At 70.7% G+C, this 23,659-nt stretch carries 23 protein-coding genes and 3 pseudogenes; 12 read left to right on the top strand and 14 right to left on the bottom strand.

What is annotated here, in order from left to right; genetic code table 11:
- Positions 1–137: 137 nt before the first annotated feature.
- Positions 138–1,340 (bottom strand): DNA recombination protein RmuC, encoded by a 1,203-nt coding sequence (locus ACFQUZ_RS17935; RefSeq protein WP_377443537.1) that lies wholly within the window; start codon positions 1,338–1,340, stop codon positions 138–140.
- 84 nt (positions 1,341–1,424) lie between these two features.
- Here ACFQUZ_RS17935 and ACFQUZ_RS17930 point away from each other — a divergent pair, with 84 nt between their 5' ends.
- On the top strand, positions 1,425–2,180 hold the full coding sequence (locus ACFQUZ_RS17930; protein WP_377443745.1) for a hypothetical protein: 756 nt from the start codon (positions 1,425–1,427) through the stop codon (positions 2,178–2,180).
- On the opposite strand, the gene ACFQUZ_RS17925 is transcribed toward ACFQUZ_RS17930, so the two are convergent.
- On the bottom strand, positions 2,177–2,746 hold the full coding sequence (locus ACFQUZ_RS17925) for a hypothetical protein (RefSeq protein ID WP_377443536.1): 570 nt from the start codon (positions 2,744–2,746) through the stop codon (positions 2,177–2,179). The two genes, ACFQUZ_RS17930 and ACFQUZ_RS17925, sit on opposite strands and share 4 nt — an antisense overlap.
- Positions 2,747–2,986: 240 nt before the next feature.
- Between ACFQUZ_RS17925 and ACFQUZ_RS17920 the strand changes: the two genes are divergently transcribed.
- Complete coding sequence (locus ACFQUZ_RS17920) at positions 2,987–3,631, top strand: hypothetical protein (RefSeq protein WP_377443534.1); 645 nt, start codon at positions 2,987–2,989, stop codon at positions 3,629–3,631.
- Between the two features lie 95 nt (positions 3,632–3,726).
- Here ACFQUZ_RS17920 and ACFQUZ_RS17915 read toward each other — a convergent pair whose 3' ends face one another.
- The 4 genes and pseudogenes from ACFQUZ_RS17915 to ACFQUZ_RS17900 form a co-directional block, all read right to left on the bottom strand.
- Positions 3,727–5,634: an ABC transporter ATP-binding protein gene (locus ACFQUZ_RS17915; RefSeq protein ID WP_377443743.1), complete on the bottom strand. Its 1,908-nt coding sequence runs from the start codon at positions 5,632–5,634 to the stop codon at positions 3,727–3,729.
- Positions 5,635–5,636: 2 nt separating this feature from the next.
- Positions 5,637–7,457: an ABC transporter ATP-binding protein gene (locus tag ACFQUZ_RS17910; RefSeq protein WP_377443532.1), complete on the bottom strand. Its 1,821-nt coding sequence runs from the start codon at positions 7,455–7,457 to the stop codon at positions 5,637–5,639.
- A 92-nt stretch (positions 7,458–7,549) separates the two neighbouring features.
- Positions 7,550–8,062, bottom strand: coding sequence for a methylated-DNA--[protein]-cysteine S-methyltransferase (locus ACFQUZ_RS17905; protein WP_377443530.1), 513 nt, complete (start codon positions 8,060–8,062; stop codon positions 7,550–7,552).
- 138 nt (positions 8,063–8,200) lie between these two features.
- Positions 8,201–9,796 (bottom strand): annotated as a pseudogene (locus ACFQUZ_RS17900) (DNA-3-methyladenine glycosylase 2 family protein); the annotation flags it as partial.
- Between the two features lie 230 nt (positions 9,797–10,026).
- On the opposite strand from ACFQUZ_RS17900, the gene ychF reads away from it, so the two are divergent.
- The 8 genes from ychF (at position 10,027) to ACFQUZ_RS17860 (ending at position 15,017) form a co-directional block, all read left to right on the top strand.
- Positions 10,027–11,112 carry a redox-regulated ATPase YchF gene (ychF, locus tag ACFQUZ_RS17895; RefSeq protein WP_377443528.1) on the top strand — a complete coding sequence of 362 codons (1,086 nt, stop codon included), beginning with the start codon at positions 10,027–10,029 and terminating at the stop codon, positions 11,110–11,112.
- A 34-nt stretch (positions 11,113–11,146) separates the two neighbouring features.
- Positions 11,147–11,758, top strand: a complete 612-nt coding sequence (locus tag ACFQUZ_RS17890) for a hypothetical protein (protein WP_377443526.1) — start codon at positions 11,147–11,149, stop codon at positions 11,756–11,758.
- A 43-nt stretch (positions 11,759–11,801) separates the two neighbouring features.
- On the top strand, positions 11,802–12,041 hold the full coding sequence (locus ACFQUZ_RS17885; protein ID WP_377443524.1) for a hypothetical protein: 240 nt from the start codon (positions 11,802–11,804) through the stop codon (positions 12,039–12,041).
- Positions 12,038–12,433 carry a hypothetical protein gene (locus tag ACFQUZ_RS17880; RefSeq protein ID WP_377443522.1) on the top strand — a complete coding sequence of 132 codons (396 nt, stop codon included), beginning with the start codon at positions 12,038–12,040 and terminating at the stop codon, positions 12,431–12,433. The genes ACFQUZ_RS17885 and ACFQUZ_RS17880 overlap by 4 nt, the downstream gene beginning before the upstream one ends.
- A 53-nt stretch (positions 12,434–12,486) precedes the next feature.
- Entirely contained in the window at positions 12,487–12,948 is a 462-nt protein-coding gene (locus ACFQUZ_RS17875) for a hypothetical protein (RefSeq protein ID WP_377443520.1), read from the top strand.
- A gap of 151 nt (positions 12,949–13,099) precedes the next feature.
- Entirely contained in the window at positions 13,100–13,636 is a 537-nt protein-coding gene (locus ACFQUZ_RS17870; RefSeq protein WP_377443519.1) for an NUDIX domain-containing protein, read from the top strand.
- 33 nt (positions 13,637–13,669) lie between these two features.
- On the top strand, positions 13,670–14,755 hold the full coding sequence (locus tag ACFQUZ_RS17865) for a DNA glycosylase AlkZ-like family protein (RefSeq protein ID WP_377443516.1): 1,086 nt from the start codon (positions 13,670–13,672) through the stop codon (positions 14,753–14,755).
- A gap of 43 nt (positions 14,756–14,798) precedes the next feature.
- The gene (locus tag ACFQUZ_RS17860) at positions 14,799–15,017 is read left to right on the top strand and encodes a hypothetical protein (RefSeq protein ID WP_377443514.1); all 219 of its coding nucleotides are present in this window, start codon (positions 14,799–14,801) and stop codon (positions 15,015–15,017) included.
- Positions 15,018–15,085: 68 nt separating this feature from the next.
- Here ACFQUZ_RS17860 and ACFQUZ_RS17855 read toward each other — a convergent pair whose 3' ends face one another.
- The 3 genes from ACFQUZ_RS17855 to ACFQUZ_RS17845 form a co-directional block, all read right to left on the bottom strand.
- Positions 15,086–15,586, bottom strand: coding sequence for a DinB family protein (locus ACFQUZ_RS17855; protein ID WP_377443512.1), 501 nt, complete (start codon positions 15,584–15,586; stop codon positions 15,086–15,088).
- A 323-nt stretch (positions 15,587–15,909) separates the two neighbouring features.
- Positions 15,910–17,169, bottom strand: a complete 1,260-nt coding sequence (locus ACFQUZ_RS17850; RefSeq protein ID WP_377443510.1) for an MFS transporter — start codon at positions 17,167–17,169, stop codon at positions 15,910–15,912.
- Between the two features lie 40 nt (positions 17,170–17,209).
- Positions 17,210–17,905 carry a class I SAM-dependent methyltransferase gene (locus ACFQUZ_RS17845; RefSeq protein ID WP_377443508.1) on the bottom strand — a complete coding sequence of 232 codons (696 nt, stop codon included), beginning with the start codon at positions 17,903–17,905 and terminating at the stop codon, positions 17,210–17,212.
- Between the two features lie 355 nt (positions 17,906–18,260).
- Between ACFQUZ_RS17845 and ACFQUZ_RS17840 the strand changes: the two genes are divergently transcribed.
- Complete coding sequence (locus tag ACFQUZ_RS17840) at positions 18,261–18,995, top strand: Type 1 glutamine amidotransferase-like domain-containing protein (RefSeq protein WP_377443506.1); 735 nt, start codon at positions 18,261–18,263, stop codon at positions 18,993–18,995.
- A 138-nt stretch (positions 18,996–19,133) separates the two neighbouring features.
- Here the strand turns inward: ACFQUZ_RS17840 and ACFQUZ_RS17835 are convergent, their stop codons facing one another.
- Both ACFQUZ_RS17835 and ACFQUZ_RS17830 read right to left on the bottom strand, forming a co-directional pair.
- The gene (locus ACFQUZ_RS17835; protein WP_377443504.1) at positions 19,134–19,496 is read right to left on the bottom strand and encodes a PH domain-containing protein; all 363 of its coding nucleotides are present in this window, start codon (positions 19,494–19,496) and stop codon (positions 19,134–19,136) included.
- Positions 19,497–19,553: 57 nt separating this feature from the next.
- Positions 19,554–19,862: a 4a-hydroxytetrahydrobiopterin dehydratase gene (locus ACFQUZ_RS17830; RefSeq protein WP_377443502.1), complete on the bottom strand. Its 309-nt coding sequence runs from the start codon at positions 19,860–19,862 to the stop codon at positions 19,554–19,556.
- Between the two features lie 222 nt (positions 19,863–20,084).
- Between ACFQUZ_RS17830 and ACFQUZ_RS17825 the strand changes: the two genes are divergently transcribed.
- Positions 20,085–20,480 (top strand): (deoxy)nucleoside triphosphate pyrophosphohydrolase, encoded by a 396-nt coding sequence (locus ACFQUZ_RS17825; RefSeq protein ID WP_377443500.1) that lies wholly within the window; start codon positions 20,085–20,087, stop codon positions 20,478–20,480.
- 193 nt (positions 20,481–20,673) lie between these two features.
- Here the strand turns inward: ACFQUZ_RS17825 and ACFQUZ_RS17820 are convergent.
- The 3 genes and pseudogenes from ACFQUZ_RS17820 to ACFQUZ_RS17810 form a co-directional block, all read right to left on the bottom strand.
- Positions 20,674–20,928: pseudogene (locus tag ACFQUZ_RS17820) on the bottom strand (succinate dehydrogenase/fumarate reductase iron-sulfur subunit); the annotation flags it as partial.
- A 50-nt stretch (positions 20,929–20,978) separates the two neighbouring features.
- Positions 20,979–21,729: pseudogene (locus ACFQUZ_RS17815) on the bottom strand (succinate dehydrogenase/fumarate reductase iron-sulfur subunit); the annotation flags it as partial.
- Positions 21,729–23,654 carry a fumarate reductase/succinate dehydrogenase flavoprotein subunit gene (locus tag ACFQUZ_RS17810; protein ID WP_377443498.1) on the bottom strand — a complete coding sequence of 642 codons (1,926 nt, stop codon included), beginning with the start codon at positions 23,652–23,654 and terminating at the stop codon, positions 21,729–21,731. The pseudogene ACFQUZ_RS17815 and the gene ACFQUZ_RS17810, both read right to left, overlap by 1 nt.
- Positions 23,655–23,659 lie beyond the last annotated feature (5 nt).

Genomic DNA, 23,659 nt, shown 5'->3' with positions numbered 1-23,659 from the left:
CCAGAAGAGGGCCCCATCGATGCAGGGCACGTGTGACGCATCTTTCATTCCTGCGTCGGTGCGTGTCACTAGTGCACTGTCTGTTGTGACAACCACGTGACATAGGGCGATCGACATCAATGATTGCGAGGCGACAATCATCGCGTCTGTTCGCGCACCTCCGGCGAGGACAGCGCCACATGGGGTGACGGTTCGTCGAGCAACTCGGGCGCCTGCGGCTGCCGAGGAGCCAGTTCGACCTGGGTCGGGGCCACCAGCTCACCGCCGGACACCCCCAGATCGGCGAGCTTGCGCGCACTGACCAGCACCCGTGCCTCCAGCGAACCCACCGCCCGGTTGTACGCGGTCACCGCACCACCCAACGCGTTGCCGAGTCGACCCACATGGTCGCCCAACGTGGACAAACGCCCGTACAACTCGCGGGCCAGCGAGTGCACCGCCACCGCGTTGCGGGCCAGGGCCTCCTGCCGCCAGGCGTACGCCACCGTCCGCAGCAGCGCCACCAGCGTGGCCGGGGTCGCCAGCACGATGTCCCGGGCAAACGCGTGCTCCAGCAGCGTCGGATCGCGCTGCAGCGCGACGTCCAGGAAGGGGTCGGCCGGCACGAACAGCACCACGAACTCGGGGGTCGAGTCGAACGCCGCCCAGTAGGACTTGGTCGACAGCGCGTCGACGTGCGCCCGCAACGCCCGGGCGTGCGCGTCGAGCCGCTCGTCCCGGCCCCGCTCGTCCCGAGCCTCCATCGCGGACAGGTAGGCGTCGAACGGCGCCTTCGCGTCCACCACCACCGAGCGCCCACCATGCAGCCGCACCACCAGGTCGGGGCGGACAACCTGGTGGTCGGTGCTGGCGGTGACCTGCTCGGCGAAGTCGCAGTGCTCCAGCATCCCGGCCGCTTCGACGATCCGCCGCAACTGGTGCTCGCCCCACCGGCCGCGTACCTGCGGCGCGCGCAACGCGGCGACCAGTTGCTTGGTCTCGGTGCGCAGCTCGCCGGAGACGGCGTTCATCGCCCGGACCTGCTCGCGCAGCTCGGCGTAGGAGTCGACGCGGTCGCGTTCCAGCTCGGCGACCCGCTGCTCGTACCGCCGGAGGGTCTCGTGCAGCGGTGCGACCGCGCGGGCGACCGCCTCCTGCGACTGCGCCGTGGCCTCGTACGACAGGGCCCGCATGGACTGCTCCAGGCGGCCCTCGCCCTCCCTGGTGGCGCGCAATGTCGCGTCCAGCCGGGCGATCTCCGTGGCGGACCGGGACCGGGCGGCGAGCCAACCCACCGCCGCGCCCACGCCCAGGCAGACCACCACCACGGCCAGCGTCGAAGGACTCACGCCGCGAAGCATGCCAAACGGGTACGACGGACGCACGTGCTGCCGCGTCCCGGGCGGCCGTGGCCGAGTCGGGTTACCGTCGTAAAGGTGAGGTTGATCTGGCTGTTGTTGCTGGTAGCGATCATCGTCGGCGCGGTGCTGTGGTGGCGCGGGGAGAGTGCGCGCCGACGCGTTCGGGAACTCGCCGACGCGCGGGCCGACGCGCAACGTTGGTACGAGCGGCTCGGCGGTCAACTCATGAACCTGCACGGCGAGGAACCGGCGGTCCGCCAGGCGCTCTCCGACGCGGGGGAGCGGTACAACGCCGCCGGCAGCCAGCTTGAGCAGGCCGGATCGGCCCGGCAGTACGAGTTGGCCCGGGAGACCGCGCTGGAGGGCCTGACGTACATCCGCGCCGCCCGGGTGGCGATGGGCATTGATCCGGGGCCGGAGCTGCCCCAGCTCGCGGCGGCGCGCGGCACCGGCCAACTCACAAAGGAACGTCAGGTGGACGTCCAGGGGCAGACGTTCCGCGCCGGACCGCAGCCGGGGGCGGCGACACCGTACTACTACCCCGGCGGTCGCTTCCAGGGCCGGCCGGTGCCGGCCGGCTGGTACTCCACCCCCTGGTGGAAGACCGCGCTGGGCGCCGGCGTCGGCGTGGTCGGTGGTCTGCTGATCGCCGACGCGCTGTTCTCGCCGACCTTCGGCGACCCGGGTTACGGCGCCGGTGACCAGGAGGACCTGGCGGCCGGCGGCGAGGACTTCGGCGGCGACCAGGACCTCGGCGACGCCGGTGGTGGTGACTGGGGTGGCGGTGGCGACCTCGGTGGCGGCTGGGGCGGCGGCGACTTCGGTGGTGGTGACTTCTAGCCGGAAGCGCCGTCCCCGGGCCGGCCGGCCGGCTGCGCGGTTGGCTGGTCGGCGGCGAGCCGCTGGTAGGTGGTCGCCCGCCGGAGCTGGACCCTCGACTGCCAGACGGTGACGACCGCGGCGAGCGTCACCAGCGCGGCGGCCATCCACCAGCCCGGCTCGCTCCAGACCGCGAGGGCCGCGGCGATCAGTGCGAGGCCGCCGAACAGGATGCCGAGCACCGCCGGCGCGTGTCGCTGGCCGAGCTGCGTCCGGGTCACCGCCAGCGCGGCCGCCGCCACCCGCGGATCGGCGGGCGGCTCACCGCGCCGCACGGCCCGGATCGCCCGGCCCCGTTCCTCCGGGGTCAGCGGCGGCCCGTCCGGCGGATCGAGCCGGCGCTGCTGCCGGGCGATGACCAGGGTCATCGCGAGGGCGTACGGGATGGTCAGGGCCAACGCGCTAAGCGCGACGGGCGAGGTCGGACGTTCCCCGGAGAACACCTGCCAGCCGAACATGAGCCCCCCGAAGAGGACACCCGCCACCGATCCCCTGGCCCACAACGGCCATTCGCTCATGCCACGCATGCGTCGACGCTAGATCAACCAATTGCGCGCTTCGACCCGTACGCCGGTCGGATTGTCGCTGTTCGCGGACGGCGCCATGATGTCACGTTCCGGTTGCGCCCGGTGACCGCTTGCCACTTCGGCTCCGTCGGCGCGGGTCCCGCGGGCGGGACGGTCGCCGGACCATCCGGTCTGCCGGTGCGGGGATGGTAGGGCTGGCCGGATGGCATCGACCAGCCGCCGGCCGGCAGAGTTGACACCGTGAGCACGCAGACGCCGACCGCCGACCAGACCCGCGCACCGCTCCGCCGCGCCACCGCCTGGCTGCTCAGTACGGCGGTCGCGGCGGTCGCGGTGGCCACGGTCACCACGATCTCCCAGGTGCTCGAACGGTTCCACTGGTGGGCCGGATTCGTGCTGCTCCCCGGGGCGCTGATCGCCGCGGCAGGGGGCCCGTGGCTGCTCCGGGGCGGCGCCCGCGCCGTTGGCGGTTACGTCGTGACCTGCGTGGGGGCGCTCGTCTTCACCGTCGGGACACTGCTCATGCTCGGTGCGATGGGCGACGGCTGGCCCATCATGATCAGCCTGCCGGCGGCCTTCGTCGCCGGGACGTACCTGTGGCGCCCGGAGCATCCGTTGCTGCGCGGCCTGCACCGGACCGTGGCCATGCTGGCGCTGCTGACCGTGCTGCTGGGGTTCACATTCCTGGTGCTGCGGGCCGGCTGGTTCTACCCCCGCTCCGGCTGGTGGGGGGCCTTCATGATGGCCGCCGGCCTGATCGTCGCCGGGAACGGCGTCGAGGTGGCCCGGCACCGCATGCCCTACCGGCTGTCGGCGGCCACCCTCGCCTTCGGCCCGGCCGTGCTCACGTTCCTGCTCGGCCTGCGCTTCCTGCGCGGCTGGTAGCCCGGCTCCGCCATCGCCGCGCGGGCGGCCGCGACGCCCGCCCGCTCCGGCCCGGCACCACTATCCCGTCACCGCCCGGAGCGCTTGCCCCTCACTTACGCGAGGGAGTCCTGCCATTGGCGATGCAGATCGGCGTACCGACCGCCGCCGGCGATCAAGGTGGCCGGCGGGCCGTCCTCCACGATCCGGCCGTCGGACAGCACCAGCACCCGGTCGGCGATCTCCACGGTGGACAGCCGGTGGGCGATGACCAGCGCGGTCCGGTCCCGCAGGATGGTTCGCAGCGCGCGCTGCACCAGCCGTTCGCTCGGCACGTCCAGCGCCGAGGTCGCCTCGTCCAGGATCAACACGGCCGGGTCGGCCAGGAACGCGCGGGCGAACGCGACGAGCTGTCGCTGCCCGGCGGAGAGCCGGCCGCCCCGGCGGTGCACGTCCGTGTCGTACCCGTCGGGCAGCCGGGTGACGAAGTCGTGCGCGCCGATGGCCTGCGCGGCGGCCTCGATCTCGGCGGCCGTGGCGCCTGGTCGGCCGAACCGGATATTGTCGGCCACCGTGCCGGTGAACAGGTGCGTCTCCTGGGTCACCATGACCACCGCCCGCCGCAGGTCGGCGTCGGCCAGGCGGCGCAGGTCGATCCCGTCGAGCCGGACCGTGCCGGCCGTCGGGTCGTAGAAGCGGGCCACCAGCTTGGCGATTGTTGACTTGCCGGCCCCCGTCGTGCCCACCAGGGCCACCGTCTGGCCGGCCGGCACGGTCAGTCGCAGTTCGGGAAGGACGACGGTGTCCGGGCGGTAGCCGAAGGTCACGGCGTCCAGCTCGATCCGGCCCCGACCCGGACCGGTCCGGGCCGCAACGGGCCGCGCGGGCTCCGGCACCGACGGCTTCTCGTCGAGTACGCCGGACAGCTTCTCCAGCGCCGCGGTGGCGGACTGGAGGGCGTTGTAGAACTGGCTCAGCTCCTGCATCGGCTCGAAGAACCGGCGCAGGTAGAGCAGGAACGCGGCGAGCACGCCCACCCCGACCGCGCCGCTGAGCACTCGCCAACCGCCGTACGTGAGCACCACGGCGATTGTCACGTTGCCGATCACCTTGATTCCCGGTGAGTACAGGGCGACCAGCCGGAACGCGCGCAGGTTGGCGCGCCGGTGCTCGTCGTTGACCGCGTCGAAGATCTGCTGGTTGCGCGGTTCGCGGCGGAACGCCTGCACCGCCCGGATTCCGCCGAGCGACTCGACGAAGTGGACGATCACCAGCGCGATGGCCTCCCGGGTGCGCCGGTAGGCCGCCGCCGAGGCGCGCGCGAACCAGGCCGACAACCACAGCAGGAACGGGAAGGCGAGCAGCGTCGCGGTGGCCAGCGGCGGGTCCAGCCAGAGCAGGATGCCGGCCACCGACGCGATGGACAGGACGGCCAGCACGAGGGCGTCTATCCCGCCGTCCACCAGTTCGGCGATCGAATCCATGTCGCTGGTCAGCCGGGCCACCACCCGACCCGAGGTGTACCGCTCGTGGAATCCCACGGACAGCCGCTGGAAGTGGCCGTACAGCCGATTGCGCAGGTCGAACAGGACGGCCTGGCCGATCCGCGCGGACAGGGCGAGGAAGCCGCGCTTGCCGGCGTACTCGGCGGCGGTGGCGACCCCGAAGGCGACGATGATCCCGGTCAACGGCGCCCAGTCGCCGGCCCGCAGCGGGTCGATGGCCCGGTCGATACCCAGCATGATCAGGTACGGGCCGGCCATACCGGCGGCGTTCTGCACAAGCAGCAGGCCCACCGTGACGGTCAGCAGCTTCCGGTGCGGGCGCAGCAGCGAGCGCAGCAACGCCCGGCTGCGGGCCCGCAACAGCGCGACCGCCGGGGCGGTGGCCGCCTCGGCGGCGGTCCGGTCGGCGTCCGCCTCGACGGCGACGCCCCGCCACGCCGTCAGGTCCGGGTCGCGGTGGTGGCCGGCCGGCGTACCCGTCCGGTCACCGGTCGTCCGGTCGACGGTCTCGGGTCGCATGGTCACCGGACGAATCCCAGCTCGTCAGCGGGAAGGCCGACCGCGTCGGCGGACGCCGGCTCAGCCGGGGCGCGAGCCGCCTCATCGGTCTCCAGCCCCGCGGGGTCCGCGGCGGCCAGCACGGCCCGGTACGCCGGCACGGTGGCCAGCAGCTCGGAGTGGGTACCGACGGCGGTGATCCGGCCCCCGGAGAGCAGCGCGACCCGGTCGGCGAGGGCGACGGTCGACGGTCGGTGCACCACCACGAGGGCCGTGCTGCCCCGCAGCACCCGCGTCAACGCCCGCTCCACAAGCGCCTCCGTGTGCACGTCCAGGGCGGAGAGCGGGTCGTCGAGCACCAGCACCCGCGGCCGACCGAGCACGGCCCGGGCCAGCGCGAGTCGTTGCCGCTGCCCGCCCGAGAGTGACAGGCCCTGTTCACCGATCCGGGTGGCCAGCCCCCACGGCAGCTCGTACACGAACTCGGCCTGGGCCACCGCCAGCGCGGCGCGTACCTCGTCCTCGCCGGCGTCGTCACGGCCGAGGGTGAGGTTCTCCCAGACAGACATGGAGAAGAGGGTGGGTTCCTCGAAGGCGACCCCGACCGCCCGGCGCAGCGAGTCCAGCCGGATGTCGCGCACGTCCCGGCCGTCCAGCGTGACCCGCCCGGCGGACGCCTCGTACAACCGGGGCAGCAGGGACAGCAGGGTGGTCTTGCCGCTGCCGGTGGCGCCGACGATGGCCAGCGTCTCGCCGGGCCGTACGGTGAGGTCGACCCCGCGCAGCACCGGCTCCCGACCGCCCGGGTAGGTGAAGCTGACGTTGTCGAAGCGCACCGCACCGGCGGTGTCGGCGACCCGTAGCGCGACGGCGTTCGGCCGGTCCACGATCGCCGGCTCGGTGTCCAGCACCTCCTGGATGCGGTCGGCGGCGGTCATCGCCTCCTGACCGTTCGCGATGATCCAGCCGAGCGACTCCACCGGCCAGACCAGCATCAACTGGAGGGTGACGAAGGCGATCAACTCGCCGATGGTCAGCGCACCGCGGGCCGCCGCCACCGTACCGGCGACCAGTACCGCTCCCATTGTCACGTTGGACACGAGGTCGAACTGGGCCGCGGTGCGGGCGAGTAGCCGGCCCTTGCCGACGGCGGTGTCCCGCAGGCCGCGGGTACTTCCGGCGAATCGGGCCGTCATCTCGGGGCGGCGGCCGTACGCCTTGATGGTCCGCAATCCCTGCGCCGACTCCTCGACAAGCGTGGCCACGTCGCCGAGCTGGTCCTGCATCCGCCGCGAGGCGGTCAGGTAGAACCTGGTGAACCGGCGGCTGACCAGGAACAGCGGCACCGCGCTGGCGGCGACGAGCAGGCCGAGCCAGCCGTTCAGGCCGATCAGCAGGGTCACCACCACGATGTAGGTGGCGAGGTTGACGACCAGGAAGATCAACCCGAAGGAGAGGAATCGGCGGATCACCGAGAGATCGCTGACGGCCCGGGACAGAAGTTGGCCGGACTGCCACCGGTCGTGGAAGCCCGCCGGCAGCCGCTGGAGGTGGGCGTAGAGGTCGGTACGGATAGCCGCCTCCAGGCCGACCGCGTACGACGACTGAACCCACCGACGAACGAAGATCAACAGGGCTTCGATCAGGCCGAGCAGCAGCGCCAACCCGCCCAACCAGAACAGCCCGGCCCGGTCTCCGTGGGCCACCGGACCGTCCACCACCCGCCGCACCACAAGCGGTACGGCGATGCCGGCGCCGGTGGAGGCGAACGCGCCGAGCCCCAACCAGATCAGTTGCCCCGCGTACGGCCGGACGTAGCGGCGCAGCCGCCAGAGGTTGTGCATGGGGTGCCGGTGTCCGGGGGGCCGCCGCGCGGGGCGGTCGGTCCGGCTCGGCAGCACGGACCGACCCTATCGGCCATCGATGAATTCCGGCGTCAGCTTGGTGTCAACTGCCGCTCGTGACCGAGAAGCCACTTCTTCACGTCCAGACCCCATCGGTAGCCGCCCAGCCCACCGTCGGTGCGCAGCACCCGGTGGCAGGGCACGAACAGCGCCACCGCGTTGTACGCGCAGGCAGCGGCGGCGGCTCGCACCGCCCGGGGCCGACCCGTCAGCTCGGCGTACCCGGTGTAGGTCACCGGTTGGCCCGGCTTCACCTCCCGCAGCACCCGCCAGGCGTGCTCCCGGTATGGCCCGCCGGTGTGCTGTTCCACGACGATCGCGTCGAGGACACCGAGATCGCCGGCGAGGTAGTCGGCAACGGCGGCGTCCACCGGTCCGGCGGGCGGACTGTCCCGCACCGGTGCCCGTAGCCGCGGATGGACCAGGGCGAGCAGCGGTTCGGGGTCGGTCGTGAAGCCGGCGGCGCGGACCGCGCCGGCCGGCGTGACCAGGGCGGTGAACGGCCCGACCGGCGTGTCGATCGTCATCCTCGCCAGGGTCTGCATGGTTCATCTCCTCGATTCGGCATCGGATTCGGGCGCGGCGCAGGTCTTGGGTCCGGTCTCGGATGCGGCGTCGGCTCCGTGGTCGGACGCGGATCCGGGCTCGGATACGGGTTCGGGTCCGGGCTGGGGCCCGGGTTCGGCTCGCCAGAGCCGGGTCACGGCGTACGAGCGCCACGGTCGCCAGCGTTCGGCGTGCCGGTCGAGCGTCCGCGGGTCGTCAGGCAGACCGAGGGTCGCGGCGCCGCGGCGGACACCCAGATCAGTGGGGAGGAACGCGTCGGGGTCGCCGATCGCCCGCATCGCCACGTAGGCGGCGGTCCAGGCACCCACCCCGGGCAACGCGGTCAGCCCGGCCACCGTCTCGGCCCGGTCACCGCCGGGGTCGAGGTTCAGGGCGCCGTCGACGACCGCCCGGGCTATCGCGCGGATCGTGCTGCGCCGGGCCATCGGCATCCGGAACGCCTCGTCGGGTAACCCCAACACCTCCCCAGCGCTCGGAAACCCCCACCCCCCGTCCCCCCACCCCCCGTCGTGTTGATCAAGAGGTTCGCGTCACCGTAAGGCCGGATCGGTGACGCGAACCTCTTGATCAACGCGGTAGAGCGGGAGAGGCGGGTGGGGGCGGGCGGCGCGGACCAGGTGGGCGAGCACGGTCCGGGCGCCGGCCACCGAGATCTGCTGACCGACGACGGCCCGTACCGCCATCTCGAACCCGTCCACGGCGCGGGGCACCCGTACCCCCGGCTCCCGGGCGACCGCGGCGGCGAGCGCCGGATCCGCGGCGAGCGTGCTGTCGACGGCCACCGGGTCCGCGTCCAGGTCGAGCAGGCGGCGGCAGCGGGCCACCGCGGGCGCGAGATCGCGTACGTCGTGCAGCCGCAACGTGGCGGCGACAAACCCGGTGAGCGGGGTGAGCATCACCTCCGCCGGACCGTGTGGCAGCGTCAGTCCGCGCCGGTATGCCCCGGCGCTTACCTCCTCGACGCCTGGCACCGCCCGGGCGGCCAGGAAATCCAGCAGCGCGCCGGTGTGCAGCGGTGGCCGGTACGCCAACCGGAGTGAAATGGTGCCGGCCTCCCGCTGGGCGTGCTGGCCGCTCCCGCGTTGCTGGCCGGGGTGCTGGCCGGCCTCGCGTTGCTGGCCGCCCCCGGGTTGCTGGCCGCCCCCGCGGCCGTGCCGGCGCCCGCGCAGGTCTGACGGCGCGGCCCCGTACACCTCACGGATGGTGTCGTTGAACTGCCGGACACTGCCGAATCCGGCGGCGAAGGCGATCTCGGCGAGGCCGAGGTCGGTGGTTTCCACCAGGATCCGGGCGGTCTGCGCCCGCTGTGCCCGGGCCAGCGCCAACGGGCCGGCGCCGAGTTCGGTGGTGAGCATCCGGTGCAGATGCCGCTCGGTGTAACCGAGGCGGCTTGCCAGGCCGGGCACCCCCTCCCGGTCGACCACGCCGTCGCCGATCAGGCGCATCGCCCGGCCCACCAGGTCGGCCCGGGCGTCCCATTCCGGCGAGCCTGGGGAGGCGTCCGGCCGGCATCGGCGGCAGGCCCGGAAGCCGGCCCGCTGCGCCGCCGCCGACGACGGATAGAACCGGACGTTCTGCCGCTTCGGGGTGGTGGCCGGACAGGACGGCCGGCAGTAGATGCGGGTGGTCGTGACGGCGGTGTAGAACCAGCCGTCGAACCGCAGGTCACGGCTGTCGACTGCCCGATAGCACCGCTCGAAGTCCAGGTCCACACGGCAATACTGCCGCGTACCGCGGTCCAGGGCTCGCGGGAATCGGACATGGTGGTGTCCCCTCCCCGCCGCCTCCCCGGCTGGCTCCGCGTCCCCGGCTGGCCCCCGCCTCCCCGGCCGGCTCCCGCCTCCCCGTGTCGATCATGAGATTATCGTGGTTTCGATCACCGAGAGCCCCGCAACGTCATGATCAACGGAGTCGGGTTGCCGGCCGCGTAGACTGGCCGCCCGTGAGTCTCACCATCGGAATCGTCGGGCTGCCCAACGTCGGCAAGAGCACCCTGTTCAACGCCCTGACCAAGAACGACGTCCTCGCGGCCAACTACCCGTTCGCCACGATCGAGCCGAACGTCGGCGTGGTCGGGCTGCCTGACGAGCGGCTCGGCAAGCTCGCCGACATCCACGGCTCGCAGAAGATCATTCCGGCGGCGGTGTCGTTCGTCGACATCGCCGGGCTGGTCCGTGGCGCGTCCAAGGGGCAGGGCAGGGGCAACGCCTTCCTGGCGAACATCCGCGACGCCACGGCGATCTGCCAGGTGGTACGCGCCTTCTCCGACCCCAACGTGGTGCACGTCGACGGCAAGGTGTCGCCGGCCGACGACATCGAAACGATCAATACCGAGCTGATCCTGGCCGACCTCCAGACGATCGAGAAGGCGCTGCCCCGGCTGGAGAAGGAGGCCCGAGTCCGCAAGGACCGCGCCCCGGCGGCCGCCGCCGCGAAGCAGGCCGCCGAGCTGCTCAACACCGGCACCACCCTGTACGCCGGGGCGAAGGCTGCCGGCGTCGATGTGGCCGAGCTGCGCGAGTTGCACCTGCTCACCACGAAGCCGTTCCTGTACGTCTTCAACGTCGACGAGGAGGAACTGGCCAACGAGGCGTTCCTCGACGAACTGCGAGCCCTCGTGCACCCCGCCGAGGCGGTGTTCATGGACGCCAAGGTCGAGTCGGAGCTGATCGAGCTGCCCGCCGACGAGGCCCGAGAGCTGCTCGAATCGATCGGACAGCCGGAACCGGGACTGGATCAACTGATCCGGGTCGGCTTCCGCACGCTCGGCCTCCAGACGTACCTCACGGCGGGCCCGAAGGAGGCGCGGGCCTGGACCATCCCGGTGGGGGCTACCGCCCCGGAGGCCGCGGGGGTCATCCACTCCGACTTCCAGCGCGGCTTCATCAAGGCCGAGATCATCTCGTACGACGATCTGGTGGCCGCAGGGTCGATGGCGGCCGCCAAGGCCGCGGGCAAGGTACGCATCGAGGGCAAGGACTACGTCATGCGGGACGGCGACGTGGTCGAGTTCCGGTTCAACGTCTGATCTCGGTTCAACACCTGCCTCCTAGACTTCGTCCATGTCGAAGCTGAAGGCGTTGGCCGTCCGCTGGCGCTCCGACGATTTCCCTGGCTGGGTCGAGGTCTTGATCCGGGACGCACGCGGGCAGGTCCACCGCATCATCGAGAAGGTCCCCGTCCTCACATCGCTGAACATGACGCGCGATTCGTCCTTCCCGCTCCAGTTCTGGATCGAGGCGAGGACCGAAAGCGTTGACGGCGGCGAGATGGTCGTGACCCTGCCGTACGGAATCGAATCGACGGAGGGCAAGCGGAGCCTGGTCGTCGTCCCGGTTGACGTCGATCAGGCCAGCTACCGCCATGCCCGCCAATGGCTCGACCACGCGGTTCACGAGCTTCCAGTCGGTGTGCTCTGGGGTCCCGATGGCGCAACACCTGGCCAGTGCGCCGAAATGCTGGACGGCCTGGACGAGTTCGCCCGGATCTGTGCTCGCCTTGGGCTCGACGACCATGCGGAGTTCATCGAGGCGTGCCGGTGGCACTTCGACCATTACCCGCACTACCTGGGGCGCCGTCGCCACTTCGTGGACTATGCGACCTACATTCGGGACCGACGCGGACCGTTGCAGGTCCAATCTCCCGCGAGCCCGGGCTGGCTGGGGCGGCGCTGACGACCGTTGCCTGACCTTGGTAACACCGTGGTATGGTCGGCGAATGGCGAGGACGAAGAAGGTCACGATCACGCTGCCGGCGGAGCTGCTGGAGAGCATGAAGTCGCACACCGACAACGTCTCCGGCTACCTGACCGAGTTGGCCGAACGGGCCGAGCGGCGCAGGCTTCTGCGTGAGGAGCTGGACCGCTACCAGGAGGAGTTCGGGGCGTTCACCGCCGAGGAGATGGCCGAGGCGCAGGTGCTCCTGCACGGGTCTGAGGGGATGGGGCGTGCGGCGTGAGCCTCGAGTCGCTGGTGCTCGACTCGCAGGGCTTCGCCAGGTGGATCGACCGGGACCGCACGGTGATGCGACTGCTGGAGCAGGCGGAGCGTGATGGGACCGATCTGGCCATGTCGGCGGCAACGATCATCGAGGTTGTCCACTCCGGGGTGGACGTTGCCCGGCTGAGCTGGCTGCTGTCCCGGATCCGGGTGGAGGCGGTGACGAAGGAGAGTGCCCGCCGCAGCGTGGGTCTGTTGAAGGCGGCGGGGCTGCACGGGCACAAATACGCCATCGATGCGATGGTCGCCGAGTTGGCGCTGCAACTGCCCGCGCCGGTGGCGGTCCTGACATCCGACGTCGACGACATGGTCAAGCTGTGCGGGCAACGGGTCCGGGCCATCAGGCTGTAGACAGGCCCTCCGACCGAGGTTGATCCATATCGGGATCCGCTAGTGTCTGCGCCGTGAATCTCATGATCGACGAGAGCAGTCGCCAGGTACGGGAGTTCGTTTGCCAATGCTGCAACACGCCAGCAGACCGGACTTGGGCCAACATCCATGACGGTGACACCGCCATGGCTGTCTACTTCGCAAGTTGCTACCACCACGGCGGGGTTCACGAGGTCTGGATCGATGCCATCCTGGGGAGCTGGGGCGACGACCGCTTCGACGATCACATCACCTTCGGCTGCCGGGTTGGCCCGGTGGCCGGCTCGCCTACACCTGCGGCGACGCTGGTCAACGGTGGTGAGGTCGCCGGAGACAGCCCGATCTTCGGCCGCAAGCTCAGCCGTGAAGATGGCTTGAGTCACCCTCGGGTTGCTGACTTCTGGCAACTTGTTGACCTGATCTTGGAGCAGGATGAGCTGGTTCGCCGCCACGTTTACGGGCCGGTGACCTCCGACGGGGCCGCGCCCGCCGAGTAGCTTGAACGGCGGCGGCAATCGTTGGCGCAGTCTGGCTCCCTGCGTCCGGGTGGTCACGACGACGATGTCGGCCAGGAAGTCCACATCCGCCATGGTCGCCACTCTCAACCCGTACACCTGTGGAGTGAACCAGGTCTGATTTAGTGGTCGCATGGGTGATCGGTTGCCGCTGTCGGCCGACGAGTTGCTGGACATCGTCGACGAGCGGGACCGGGTGGTGGGGCAGGCACGGCGCAGTGTCGCGTACGCCGAACGGTTGCGCCACCGCTGCGCGTTCGTGCTTGCCCGGGACGCCGCTGGGCGGACCTTCGTGCACCGGCGGACCGCGGGCAAGCTCGTCTTCCCGTCCAGGTACGACATGTTCGTCGGCGGAGTGGTCGGCGCGGGCGAGTCGTACGACGAGGCGGCGTTGCGCGAGGCGGAGGAGGAGTTGGGGGTGACCGGCCTGCCCGCGCCCGTACCGCTGTTCAAGTTCCTGTACGAGACGCCGCGGCATGCCTGGTGGTCGGCGGTGTACGAGGTGCGCTGCCCGGTCGAGGTCGCCCCGCAGGTCGAGGAGGTCGCCTGGTACGCGTTCCTGACCGAGGAGGAGTTGCATCGGCGGCTCACCGAGTGGGACTGGGTGCCGGACGGCCTGGACGCGTACCGCCGGTTGCTCGCCTGGCGGCAAGCGGAGGGCAGCGGCTGACCGGCTGCTCGACGCGGCGCTATGGTGTGCCGCATGGTCGTCCACCGGCTGAGCAAGGATGAGGCCCGCCGCATCGCGATCCACGCCCAACTGCTCGACGCGCCCCGCCCGGTCGATCTCGTCGAGGTCGTCGACCGGCTGACCGTGTTGCAGATCGACCCCACCGCGGCCATCGCGCCGAACGCGGACCTGGTCCTGTGGAGCCGGCTCGGGTCGACCTACGATCCCGCCGATCTGACCAGGGCGGTCGAGCACGATCGGACGCTTGTCGAGACGGTCGCCTACGTCCGTCCGCCCCGGGACGTGCCGGCCGTCATCGCCGAGGTTCGCGACGCCGAGACCTATCCCGCGATGACGGAATGGCTCACCGTCAACGAGCCGTTCCGCCGCGACATCCTCGCGCTGCTGGCGGAGAAGGGGCCGTTGCTCTCCCGGGACGTCCCCGACACGAGCGTGCGGCCCTGGCCGTCGTCGGGCTGGACCAACAACCGGAACGTCACCAAGATGCTGGAGGCGCTCGCGCTTCGCGGGCACGTCGCCATCTCCGGTCGCAAGGGCCGGCAGCGCTACTGGGATCTTCCCGAGCGGGTGTATCCGCCCGACCTGCCGATCCTCGATCTGGATGCCGCGATCAGGCACCGCAGGCAACGGCGGCTCGCGGCGCTCGGCATCGCCCGGTCGACCGGCCCGCAGATCCCGGGCGAGCCGCCGTACGCTGGGGACGCCGGCGAGGAGGCCGTCGTCGAGGGCACGCCCGGCACCTGGCGGGTGCATCCGGCGTACCTGGGCCTGCCGTTCCAGGGACGGACGGCGTTGCTGTCACCGTTCGACCGGCTCATCCACGACCGGGTGCGGGCGGAGCAGATCTTCGAGTACGAGTACGTCCTGGAGATGTACAAGCCGAAGGAGAAGCGCCGGTGGGGTTACTTCGCCCTGCCCGTCCTGCATCGGGACCGGCTGATCGGCAAGCTCGACGCCACGGCGGACCGGCGGGCCGGCACGCTCGTGGTCAACGCCGTCCACGAGGACGTGCCGTTCACGGCGGAGATGGCGGCGGCGGTGCGCGCCGAGATCTCCGATCTGGCGGGGTGGCTTGGGCTCGCGGTCACCGGGGTCTGATACCGGGGTTGCCGACGGGGTCCGCCGGGTCGAGGATCGGCGGATGGGCGTACGTCGGGTGGTTCCGGATCTGAAGAGCGGTGATCTGTTGGCGGCGGTCGCCTTCTACACCTCGGTGCTCGGGTTCCGGGTGGTGATGGACCTCGGCTGGGTGGTGACGCAGGTCCGGGCCACTCCAGGCGGACGACCGACGTTCATCCCACCACCCTGGATCGACCCCCAACAACAACCCCGACGCAACACCTACCACCGGCGATGCTGAACCCACCGGCGACGCTGAGCCCCACCGGCGATGCCGAACCGGCTCCGGCCGGGCGGCGGTGCGCCGGCTCAGCCGGATGGATGGTCGCCGGTCGCCCCGTCGATCAGTTCCCGGAGGATGTCCAGATGGCCGGCGTGCCGGGCGGTTTCCTCGATCATGTGGATCAGCACCCAGCGCAGCGTCACCGACTGACCCTGCCAGTGGGTACCCTCGGCGGTGACGTCGAGGTCATCGATCACCTGGTTGGCGGCGGCCCGCGCACGCCCGTAGAACGCGACGATGTCCGCGGTGGTCTCGTGCGGCTCCACCCGCAGGTCTGCCTCCGGGTCATCGTCGTCGAACGGCAACGGCTCGGTCGGCCGGCCGAAGGTCTCGCAGAACCACCCGTAGTCGACCGCCGCCAGGTGCTTGACCAGGCCCAGCATGGTCGTGCCAGAGGGGGTCATCGGCCGCCGGAGCTGCTCGTCGGTCAGTCCGTCGAGCTTCCACAGCACCACGTCGCGGTGCCGGTCCAGACTGACCTTGAGGCTCTGCTTCTCGTCGCCGGTGTACGGCACCCATCGCGTCATCCGCGGACGGTAGCAGCGCCGGCCTCCGCCATCAGCCGGACGTCAGCGCAGTCGAACGTAACGCTCTTGATATAGCTGGCCACGTCAGGAGGGGTACGGCCCGACGGCCAGGCGATAAGCTGATCCCCGGCGGCCGGGACATCACCTGGCTGCAAACCGCCTACCTGGTCCCATCGTTCGTCCTGCTCCTGGCCGCGCTCGCCACCACCTGCGGGGTGCTGCTCACTGCCCGGCTCTGGTGGCTGACCCGGCGGCACCGGCCAGACACCGCGGCGGAGCGGGCGTAGTGCGTCGGCCGGAGGATGGTCAGGTCGGAGGGACGGTCAGGCCGCCATCCGGCCGGCGTCGGCCGGCACCGGCTCGGGCTGGGGAACATCGCCGCCCCGGCGCGGCAGCAGCAGGGCGCTGGCCAGGCAGCAGACGCCGGCCACGGCGAGCGCGACCCGGGTGGACGTGACGGCCGCGATCGCGCCGCCGGCGGCCATGAACAGCGGCTGGGCGACCTTGGACCCCATCGACCAGGCGGTCGCCACCCGGGCCATCACCGTGTCGTCGGTGGCCTCCATCCGGTACGTGGTGAAGGACGGGTTGAACACGCCGACGATGAACAGCAGGCCGGTCTCCGCGATGGTGATCACCACAAGGCCACCGGTGCCGGGCGGCGCCAGCGGCAGGAGCAGCAGCCACGGTGCGCGCAGCGCCCCGAAGACGATCAGGGTGCGCCGCAGGGTCAGCCGCCGGATGATCGCCGGGGCGAACCGGGCGCTGAGCACGGCGCCGAGGCAGGGCACGCCGATCGAGAGGCCGTACTGCCACGGCGACAGCGCCAACTCCCGCAGCATGAAGACGACAAGCAGCGGCGAGGTCAGCATCACCGCGCCGCCGAACAGCATCGCGTTCCAGAACAACGCCCGCAGGTCAGGACGGGCGAAGATGTATCGCCAGCCGGCCGTGAGATCGGTGAACCGCCTCCCGCGTACCGGCTCCGGTGTCGGTTCGGGCGCCGGCTCCGGCCGGCGGACCCGGCGGATCCATGCGGCCGACAGCAGGAACGAGACCGCGTCCACGACGAGCGTGGCGGTAGCCCCGAGCCAGCCGATCAACGCCCCACCGGCCGGCGGCCCAAGGCTCAGCGTCAGCCACCGCGTCGACTCGAACCGGCTGTTGCCCTCCGCCCGGTCCGCGGGTGGCAGCAGCGCCTTGAGGTGGGCACCGCTGGCCGCGGTGAAGGCGATGGTCGCCGTGGTGTGCAGCACGCCCACGACGCACAACTGCCAGTACGTCAGGACGCCCAGCGCCGCGGCGACCGGGACGCTGATCAGGGCGGCGAACCCGACCAGGTCGCTGACGATCATGGCGGGCCGCTTGCGGCGGGCGTCGATCCGGGCGCCGATGGGCAGCAGGAGCATCGCGCTGGCCAGCCCGCCCAGGGCGGCCAGCAGCGACACCTCGAACGCGGAGACATCAAGCAGCAGCACCGCGACGAGCGGCAACGCGCCGGAGCCCACCGCGCTGCCCGCGCTGCTGAACGCGTACGCCGTCCAGAGCCGATCGAAATCCGCGCCGAGCCCCCGCTTCCGCACCCGGCGACCCTACTGGATCAGGCGGGCGTGGGGATCCGCGTCACACGGCGCGTCGCAGCGTCAACGCCTGGAATCGCAGCTCACCGACGGGTACGGCGTGGAAGTCGACGATCTCGAACGCGTCGGCGGCGAACCGCTGGATCTCCTCGTCGGTGCGGAACGAGAAGAACCGGGGCGGATCGTGCTGGTCGTCCGCGGCGATGCCCTCCTCGGCCAGGCCGCCCCACAGGCCGAGGAAGAACAACCCACCCGGGCGCAGCGCGGCGCGGACCCGCCGGAGCACCGCCGGCAGGTCTGCGGTCGGCACGTGTAGCAGGCAGTTCACCGAGTACGCCGCGTCGAACGGTCCGGGCAGGTCCTCCCGCCGGATGTCCAGCACCCGGGCGTCGATGCCCTTGGCGCGGCACCGGGCCACCATCGCCGGCGACAGGTCCGTGGCCAGCACCTCAAACCCATGACCACGGAAGAACGCGCTGTCCTGCCCGGTGCCGGCACCGATCTCCAGTAACCGGACCGAACGGTCGAGGGGTGCCTCCGGCTGGGTGGACGTGCCGGGCTGGGTGGGCGTGCCGGCGTCCCGCAACCGGGCCAGGAAGGTGTCCCGTTCGACAAGCCTGAACGGCTGCTTGTCCGCCCGGTCCCGGGCCGCGGCGCCGTTGTCGTACGCCGACCGCAGCCGTTCGGCGAGGCTGCGGTCAGGGTCGTCGGTGACCGGAGTCAGGGACAGGCGGGCCATCAGGTGTTCTTGACGGTGCTGCGCAGCCAGGTGGACAGTTCGGCCCGGGCACCGGAAGCGAACCGGAACTCGTGGAAACCGGCCATCATGCCTCCTCGGCGGAGATGCTGACCACCCTCACGGACGGTGGGATCCCGCGACAGTAGCGGCCCGGCGATACCGATCCGGAGGCGGCAACCGCCAGCGTCCGTCCGGACCAGGGCCAGGTCCATCCCGTCGGCCCGGATGAACCCGCCGCTCCCACCGGTACGCCCGCAGCACCCGCGGACGCGCGAAGCCTAGCCAACTCGGGGCGGATCCGGTGCCCCGTCGTGGGGCACCGGCATGATGGGGATATCCACCTGAGGAGGCAACCGTGCCGGCCAGTGAACCGACCATTCTCGCCACGAGCATCGGATTCTTCAGCCGGCACCGGGGACCGTGGGACTGGCGGGCAGGTCCGATCTTCGAGTACGCCGCCGAGTTGGCCGAGGCTGGTGACCAGCCGCGGATCTGTTTCCTGAACCAGGCCGAGGGCGACCAGCCCACCACGTTGGCCGCCATCTACGGCGCCTTCGCCGGCACCCGATTCCGACTGTCCCATCTCAACCTGTTCCCCATGCCCAACGTCGACGACATCCGGGCCCACCTGCTGGCCCAGGACATCGTCTGGGTGGGCGGCGGCAGCGTGGCCAACCTGTTGGCCGTCTGGCGGGTGCACGGGCTGGACGAGATCCTGCACGAGTGCTGGCAGGCCGGGGTGGTGCTGGGTGGCGTCTCGGCCGGATCCCTCTGCTGGCACATCGGCGGACCGACGGACAGCTTCGGTCCGACCCTGCGTCCGTTTACCGGCGGGCTGGGCTTCCTGCCGTACGGCAACGGGGTGCACTACGACGCGGAGGAGCAGCGTCGGCCCCTGACCCACCGGCTGGTCGGTGACCGGACGCTGCCGGTCGCGTACTGCACCGACGACGGCGTGGGCCTGGTCTACCGGGGGACCAGGCTGGTTGAGGCGGTCGCCGACCGCGAGGACGCTTCCGCGTACGAGGTCCGTCGAGAGGCGGACGGCTCGGTGGTGGAGACCCCGGTCGCGGCGCGGCTGCTGATCTGAGTTGCTTCGTTCCTCGACGGTACCGTGGCGTGATGGCGGTACAGGTGTCGATCGACGATGACCGGTTTATCGTACGGATGCTAGGGCTGGACGCGGTCTGGGCGCTGAAGGGAAGTCTCGACGTGACCCGGCGGCCGGCTACGAGATGAAATGCAGGACCACGTTGTGTACGTGGTGGGCCTTGTCGGAGCCGCGGAACTCCACCTCGTAGGTGTGCGTGCCGACGTGGATGGCGATCGCGCCGGTGGAGAAGAACTGACCGCCCCAGGACTTGTTGCTCACCACGCTCACGCTTGTGATCTTCGGGTACGGGATGCTGGTGATGGCGAACCGCTTACCGACGAACGACTTGTCCTGGATGATGACCCGGCGGTTGGTGAGCCCGATGAATCCGGTCCCGGTGCCTACGGCGTCGTAGACGGCGATGATCTGTTCGCCGTCGAGCAGGCCGCTCTGGATCTGGTTGAGTTGGTCCCGCCGGTCGTACCGCACGTCTGCCATGTGATCCAGGCTAGGCGGGCCGTGCCACCTGGACCGACGGGACCGCTGAGCCTTGGCTCAGTTGGGTCCGGTGCAGGACCGGTAGACATCCTCGACCCGGGCCGCGAGGGTGACCTCGTGTTCGGTGATCTCCTCACCGTTCCGGGCCATGATCTTGACCTGGGTGTGGCCGTCGAGGCGGCGGATCTCCGGACGGAGGTGGAGCACGTCGGCCGCGATCTTGATCCGTTCGGTGAGCGCGGCGTGCTGGGCGTCATCGAGCAGTAGGGTGCGCTTGAGTAGGGCGCCGTCCCTGGTCCAGCCCTCGAGCAGAGCGAGCGCGTCGCTCACATGGTCATGCCGGGACCGGCTCCACAGCGCACGCATCATCGCACCTCCCAGGCGTCGTTGCCGGCTTGTGGCCAAATCGTCGCCATCCCGTTGTCTACTCGGTGCCCTCCAGTCTGTCGAGCCGAGCCTTGTGTGTCCACGCCCACACTTCCGTGTTGCGGTGACCATGCGGACGGTAAGGGAAACCGAATTGCCGATTGATCTGGCACGCTTGACGCCCGTGCGAACCGAATGTGCCACCGTGACCGGAGCGGACCGATGAAGGTGATCGTGGGAGCCGCGATCATCGCCGGGACACGGGTGCTTGCCTGCGAGCGGTCCAGCCCACCCGAGGCCGCCGGACGCTGGGAGTTTCCCGGCGGCAAGGTGGAGCCGGGCGAGACCGAGGTCGACGCGCTGGTTCGGGAGTGCGCGGAAGAGTTGGCCGTACCGGTGACCATCGGGGACCGGGTCGGCCCGGACGTCCCGATGGCGCGGGGGCGCGCGGTCCTTCGGGTGTACGCGGCCCGGCTGGTCGGTGCGGCCCGACCGCGTCCGCTGGAGCACGCCGCGCTGCGCTGGCTGGCCGCCCACGAGCTGAACAGCGTGCCGTGGCTGCCGGCCGACCAGCCGATCGTGGCCGCCCTGCCCCCGCTGCTTGGCGCGGCCGGCTGACCCGGCCCGCCGACCCCTCCGGCCGTGACCTGGCCGGCCGTGACGTGACCGGCCGTGACCTGACCGGCCGTGACCTGGCCGGCCGTGACGTGACCGGCCGTGACCTGACCGGCCGTGACCTGACCAGGCACAACGGGACGGGGGACCGGCGGCCGGGTGGCCGCCGATCCCCCGTATGCCTGGTGCCCGGATGTCAGGACTTGTCTCCCTGGTCCGGGTGTGCGTAGTTCAACCCGTGGGTCGGCAGCGGGAACTGGACATCCTCTCCGAACGGTGACGGCGCGGCCGGCCGGTCGAAGGTGAACTCGGACAGCGGCAGCCTCCCGGTCGAGTCCACCGCAGCGGTCTGCGGCTGCGGGATCTGGCGATGCCAGTGCACACCGTGCTCCGCCTCCTGCTCGGCCGCCGCGTCGTGTGAGCCACCGGCGTGCGAGTGCACCCCGGTAGGCAGGGTCGAGTCCGTACCCGAGACGTGTCCGAGCTGGTCCGGCTCGGATTCCCGACGGCGGAAGATCTTGCTACCTAGCCACACAACCGGATCGTACCGCCGGTCGACGACGCGCTCCTTCATCGGAATGATCGCGTTGTCGGTGATCTTGATGTGTTCCGGGCAGACCTCGGTGCAGCACTTGGTGATGTTGCAGAACCCGAGGCCCTGCTCCGCCTGTGCGTACTCCTTGCGGTCGGTCTTGGCGTCCAGCGGGTGCATGTCCAGTTCCGCGGCCCGGATGAAGTACCGCGGCCCGGAGAACGCCGTCTTGTTCTCCTCGTGGTCACGTACCACGTGACACACCGTCTGGCACAGGAAGCACTCGATGCACTTGCGGAACTCCTGTGACCGCTCGACGTCGACCTGCTGCATCCGGTACTCGCCCGGAGCCAGATCCTCCGGCGGAGCGAACGCCGGCGTCTCCCGCGCCTTCACGTAGTTGAACGAGACGTCGGTGACCAGGTCCCGGATGACCGGGAAGGTGCGCAGCGGGGTGACCGAGACGGTCTCGTTCTCCTCGAAGGTCGACATCCGGGTCATGCACGCCAATCGCGGCTTGCCATTGATCTCCACGGAGCAGGAGCCGCACTTGCCGGCCTTGCAGTTCCACCGGCAGGCCAGGTCCGGGGTCTCGGTGGCCTGCAACCGGTGAATGACGTCCAGGACCACCTCACCCTCGTTGACCTCGACCTGGTAGTCGGTCAGGTCACCGCCGGTCTCGTCGCCCCGCCAGATCTTGAACTGGCGCTTCTCACCCATTACTTGCCCGCCTCCTCAGCGAGAGCGTCCTGCCCGAGGGCGTCGAAATCGGCGAGTTCCTCGTCCGTCAGGTACTTGGCCAACTCGGCCCGGTCGAACAACTGGACCAGCTCGGCGCGCATGGTCGGCAGCGGCTTGCGGTCCAACCGCACCTTGTCGCCGTCGAGCGCACATACCAGGTTGACCCGGCGCCAGTCGGCGGCCATGGCGGGGAAGTCCTCCCGGGTGTGACCGCCGCGGGACTCCTCACGCTCCAGCGCCGCCTTGGCGGTGCACTCCGAGACCAGCAGCATGTTGCGCAGATCCAGCGCGAGGTGCCAGCCGGGGTTGTACCGTCGGCCGCCGGTGGCGCTCACCTTCGCCACCCGCTCCCGCAGCTCGGCGAGCTTCACGAGAGCGTCCTCCAGCTCACCCTTACGACGGATGATGCCGACGAGGTCGCCCATCACCGCCTGCAGGTCCTGCTGGAGGGTGTACGGGCTCTCCCCGGTGTCCCGCTGGAGCGGCGCCAGGGCCGCGTCCACCGCGGCCTCCACGTGGGCCGTGACGACCTTCGGCCGCGCGGGCAGCCCGTCGGCGTACGCGGCGGCGTGCTCACCGGCCCGCTTGCCGAACACCAGCAGGTCGGACAGCGAGTTGCCGCCCAGCCGGTTGGAGCCGTGCATGCCACCGGAGACCTCGCCCGCCGCGAACAGGCCACGGACGGTGCCGGCCGCGGCGCCGCTGTCCGGGTCGACCTCCACCCCGCCCATCACGTAGTGGCACGTCGGACCGACCTCCATCGGCTCCTTGGTGATGTCGACATCGGCCAGTTCCTTGAACTGGTGGTACATCGACGGCAGCCGGCGGCGGATCTCCTCAGCCGGCAAGCGGGAGGCGATGTCCAGGTACACGCCGCCCGCCGGGGTGCCCCGGCCGGCCTTCACCTCGCTGTTGATGGCTCGGGCGACCTCGTCGCGGGGAAGCAGCTCGGGCGGGCGCCGGTTGTTGTCCGGGTCGTCGTACCAGCGGTCCGCCTCCTCCTCGGTCTCCGCGTACTGCTTGCGGAAGACGTCGGGGACGTAGTCGAACATGAACCGTTTGCCCTCGGAGTTCTTCAGCACCCCGCCGTCGCCGCGCACCGACTCGGTGACCAGGATGCCCTTCACCGACACCGGCCAGACCATGCCGGTCGGGTGGAACTGGAGGAACTCCATGTTGATCAGCGTGGCGCCCGCGCGCAGGGCGAGAGCGTGCCCGTCGCCGGTGTACTCCCAGGAGTTCGAGGTGACCTTGTAGGACCGGCCCACCCCGCCGGTGGCCAGCACCACCGCCGGCGCCTCCAGCAGGATGAACTCGCCGGACTCGCGGTAGTAGCCGAACGCGCCGGAGATCCGGTCGCCGTCCATCAGCAGCTCGGTGATGGTGGTCTCGGCGAAGACCTTGATCCGGGCGTCGTAGTCGCCGTACTCCTGCTTGTCCTCCTGCTGAAGCGAGACGATCTTCTGCTGCAGGGTGCGGATCAGCTCCAGGCCCGTCCGGTCACCGACGTGCGCCAGTCGGGGGTACTCGTGCCCACCGAAGTTGCGCTGCGAGATCTTGCCGTCCTTGGTGCGGTCGAACAGCGCGCCGTACGTCTCCAACTCCCAGATGCGCTGTGGCGACTCCTTGGCGTGCAACTCGGCCATCCGGAAGTTGTTCAGGAACTTGCCGCCGCGCATGGTGTCGCGGAAGTGCACCTGCCAGTTGTCGCGGCTGTTCACGTTGCCCATCGCCGCGGCGGCGCCGCCCTCGGCCATCACCGTGTGCGCTTTGCCGAAGAGCGACTTGGAGATGATCGCGGTCCGCTTGCCGGCCAGCCGGGCCTCGATCGCCGCGCGCAGGCCGGCACCGCCGGCGCCGATGACGACGACGTCGTAGTGGTGTCGTTCGATTCGCGTAGTCATGTCCA

Source organism: Plantactinospora sp. GCM10030261 (genome assembly GCF_042666615.1).
Taxonomy (GTDB): domain Bacteria; phylum Actinomycetota; class Actinomycetes; order Mycobacteriales; family Micromonosporaceae; genus KBS50.
The sequence above is the reverse complement of the archived record's forward strand: the minus strand, read 5'-3'. Positions and strand labels throughout refer to the sequence as shown.

What these genes read in the sequence shown, in the direction of transcription:
- ACFQUZ_RS17935 (WP_377443537.1), bottom strand. Translation starts at nt 1,340, where the DNA reads ATGCTTCGCGGCGTGAGTCCTTCGACGCTGGCCGTGGTGGTGGTCTGC.
- ACFQUZ_RS17925 (WP_377443536.1), bottom strand. Translation starts at nt 2,746, where the DNA reads ATGCGTGGCATGAGCGAATGGCCGTTGTGGGCCAGGGGATCGGTGGCG.
- ACFQUZ_RS17915 (WP_377443743.1), bottom strand. Translation starts at nt 5,634, where the DNA reads ATGCGACCCGAGACCGTCGACCGGACGACCGGTGACCGGACGGGTACG.
- ACFQUZ_RS17910 (WP_377443532.1), bottom strand. Translation starts at nt 7,457, where the DNA reads ATGCACAACCTCTGGCGGCTGCGCCGCTACGTCCGGCCGTACGCGGGG.
- ACFQUZ_RS17905 (WP_377443530.1), bottom strand. Translation starts at nt 8,062, where the DNA reads ATGCAGACCCTGGCGAGGATGACGATCGACACGCCGGTCGGGCCGTTC.
- ACFQUZ_RS17890 (WP_377443526.1), top strand. Translation starts at nt 11,147, where the DNA reads ATGTCGAAGCTGAAGGCGTTGGCCGTCCGCTGGCGCTCCGACGATTTC.
- ACFQUZ_RS17885 (WP_377443524.1), top strand. Translation starts at nt 11,802, where the DNA reads ATGGCGAGGACGAAGAAGGTCACGATCACGCTGCCGGCGGAGCTGCTG.
- ACFQUZ_RS17870 (WP_377443519.1), top strand. Translation starts at nt 13,100, where the DNA reads ATGGGTGATCGGTTGCCGCTGTCGGCCGACGAGTTGCTGGACATCGTC.
- ACFQUZ_RS17865 (WP_377443516.1), top strand. Translation starts at nt 13,670, where the DNA reads ATGGTCGTCCACCGGCTGAGCAAGGATGAGGCCCGCCGCATCGCGATC.
- ACFQUZ_RS17860 (WP_377443514.1), top strand. Translation starts at nt 14,799, where the DNA reads ATGGGCGTACGTCGGGTGGTTCCGGATCTGAAGAGCGGTGATCTGTTG.
- ACFQUZ_RS17855 (WP_377443512.1), bottom strand. Translation starts at nt 15,586, where the DNA reads ATGACGCGATGGGTGCCGTACACCGGCGACGAGAAGCAGAGCCTCAAG.
- ACFQUZ_RS17845 (WP_377443508.1), bottom strand. Translation starts at nt 17,905, where the DNA reads ATGGCCCGCCTGTCCCTGACTCCGGTCACCGACGACCCTGACCGCAGC.
- ACFQUZ_RS17835 (WP_377443504.1), bottom strand. Translation starts at nt 19,496, where the DNA reads ATGGCAGACGTGCGGTACGACCGGCGGGACCAACTCAACCAGATCCAG.
- ACFQUZ_RS17830 (WP_377443502.1), bottom strand. Translation starts at nt 19,862, where the DNA reads ATGCGTGCGCTGTGGAGCCGGTCCCGGCATGACCATGTGAGCGACGCG.
- ACFQUZ_RS17825 (WP_377443500.1), top strand. Translation starts at nt 20,085, where the DNA reads ATGAAGGTGATCGTGGGAGCCGCGATCATCGCCGGGACACGGGTGCTT.
- ACFQUZ_RS17810 (WP_377443498.1), bottom strand. Translation starts at nt 23,654, where the DNA reads ATGACTACGCGAATCGAACGACACCACTACGACGTCGTCGTCATCGGC.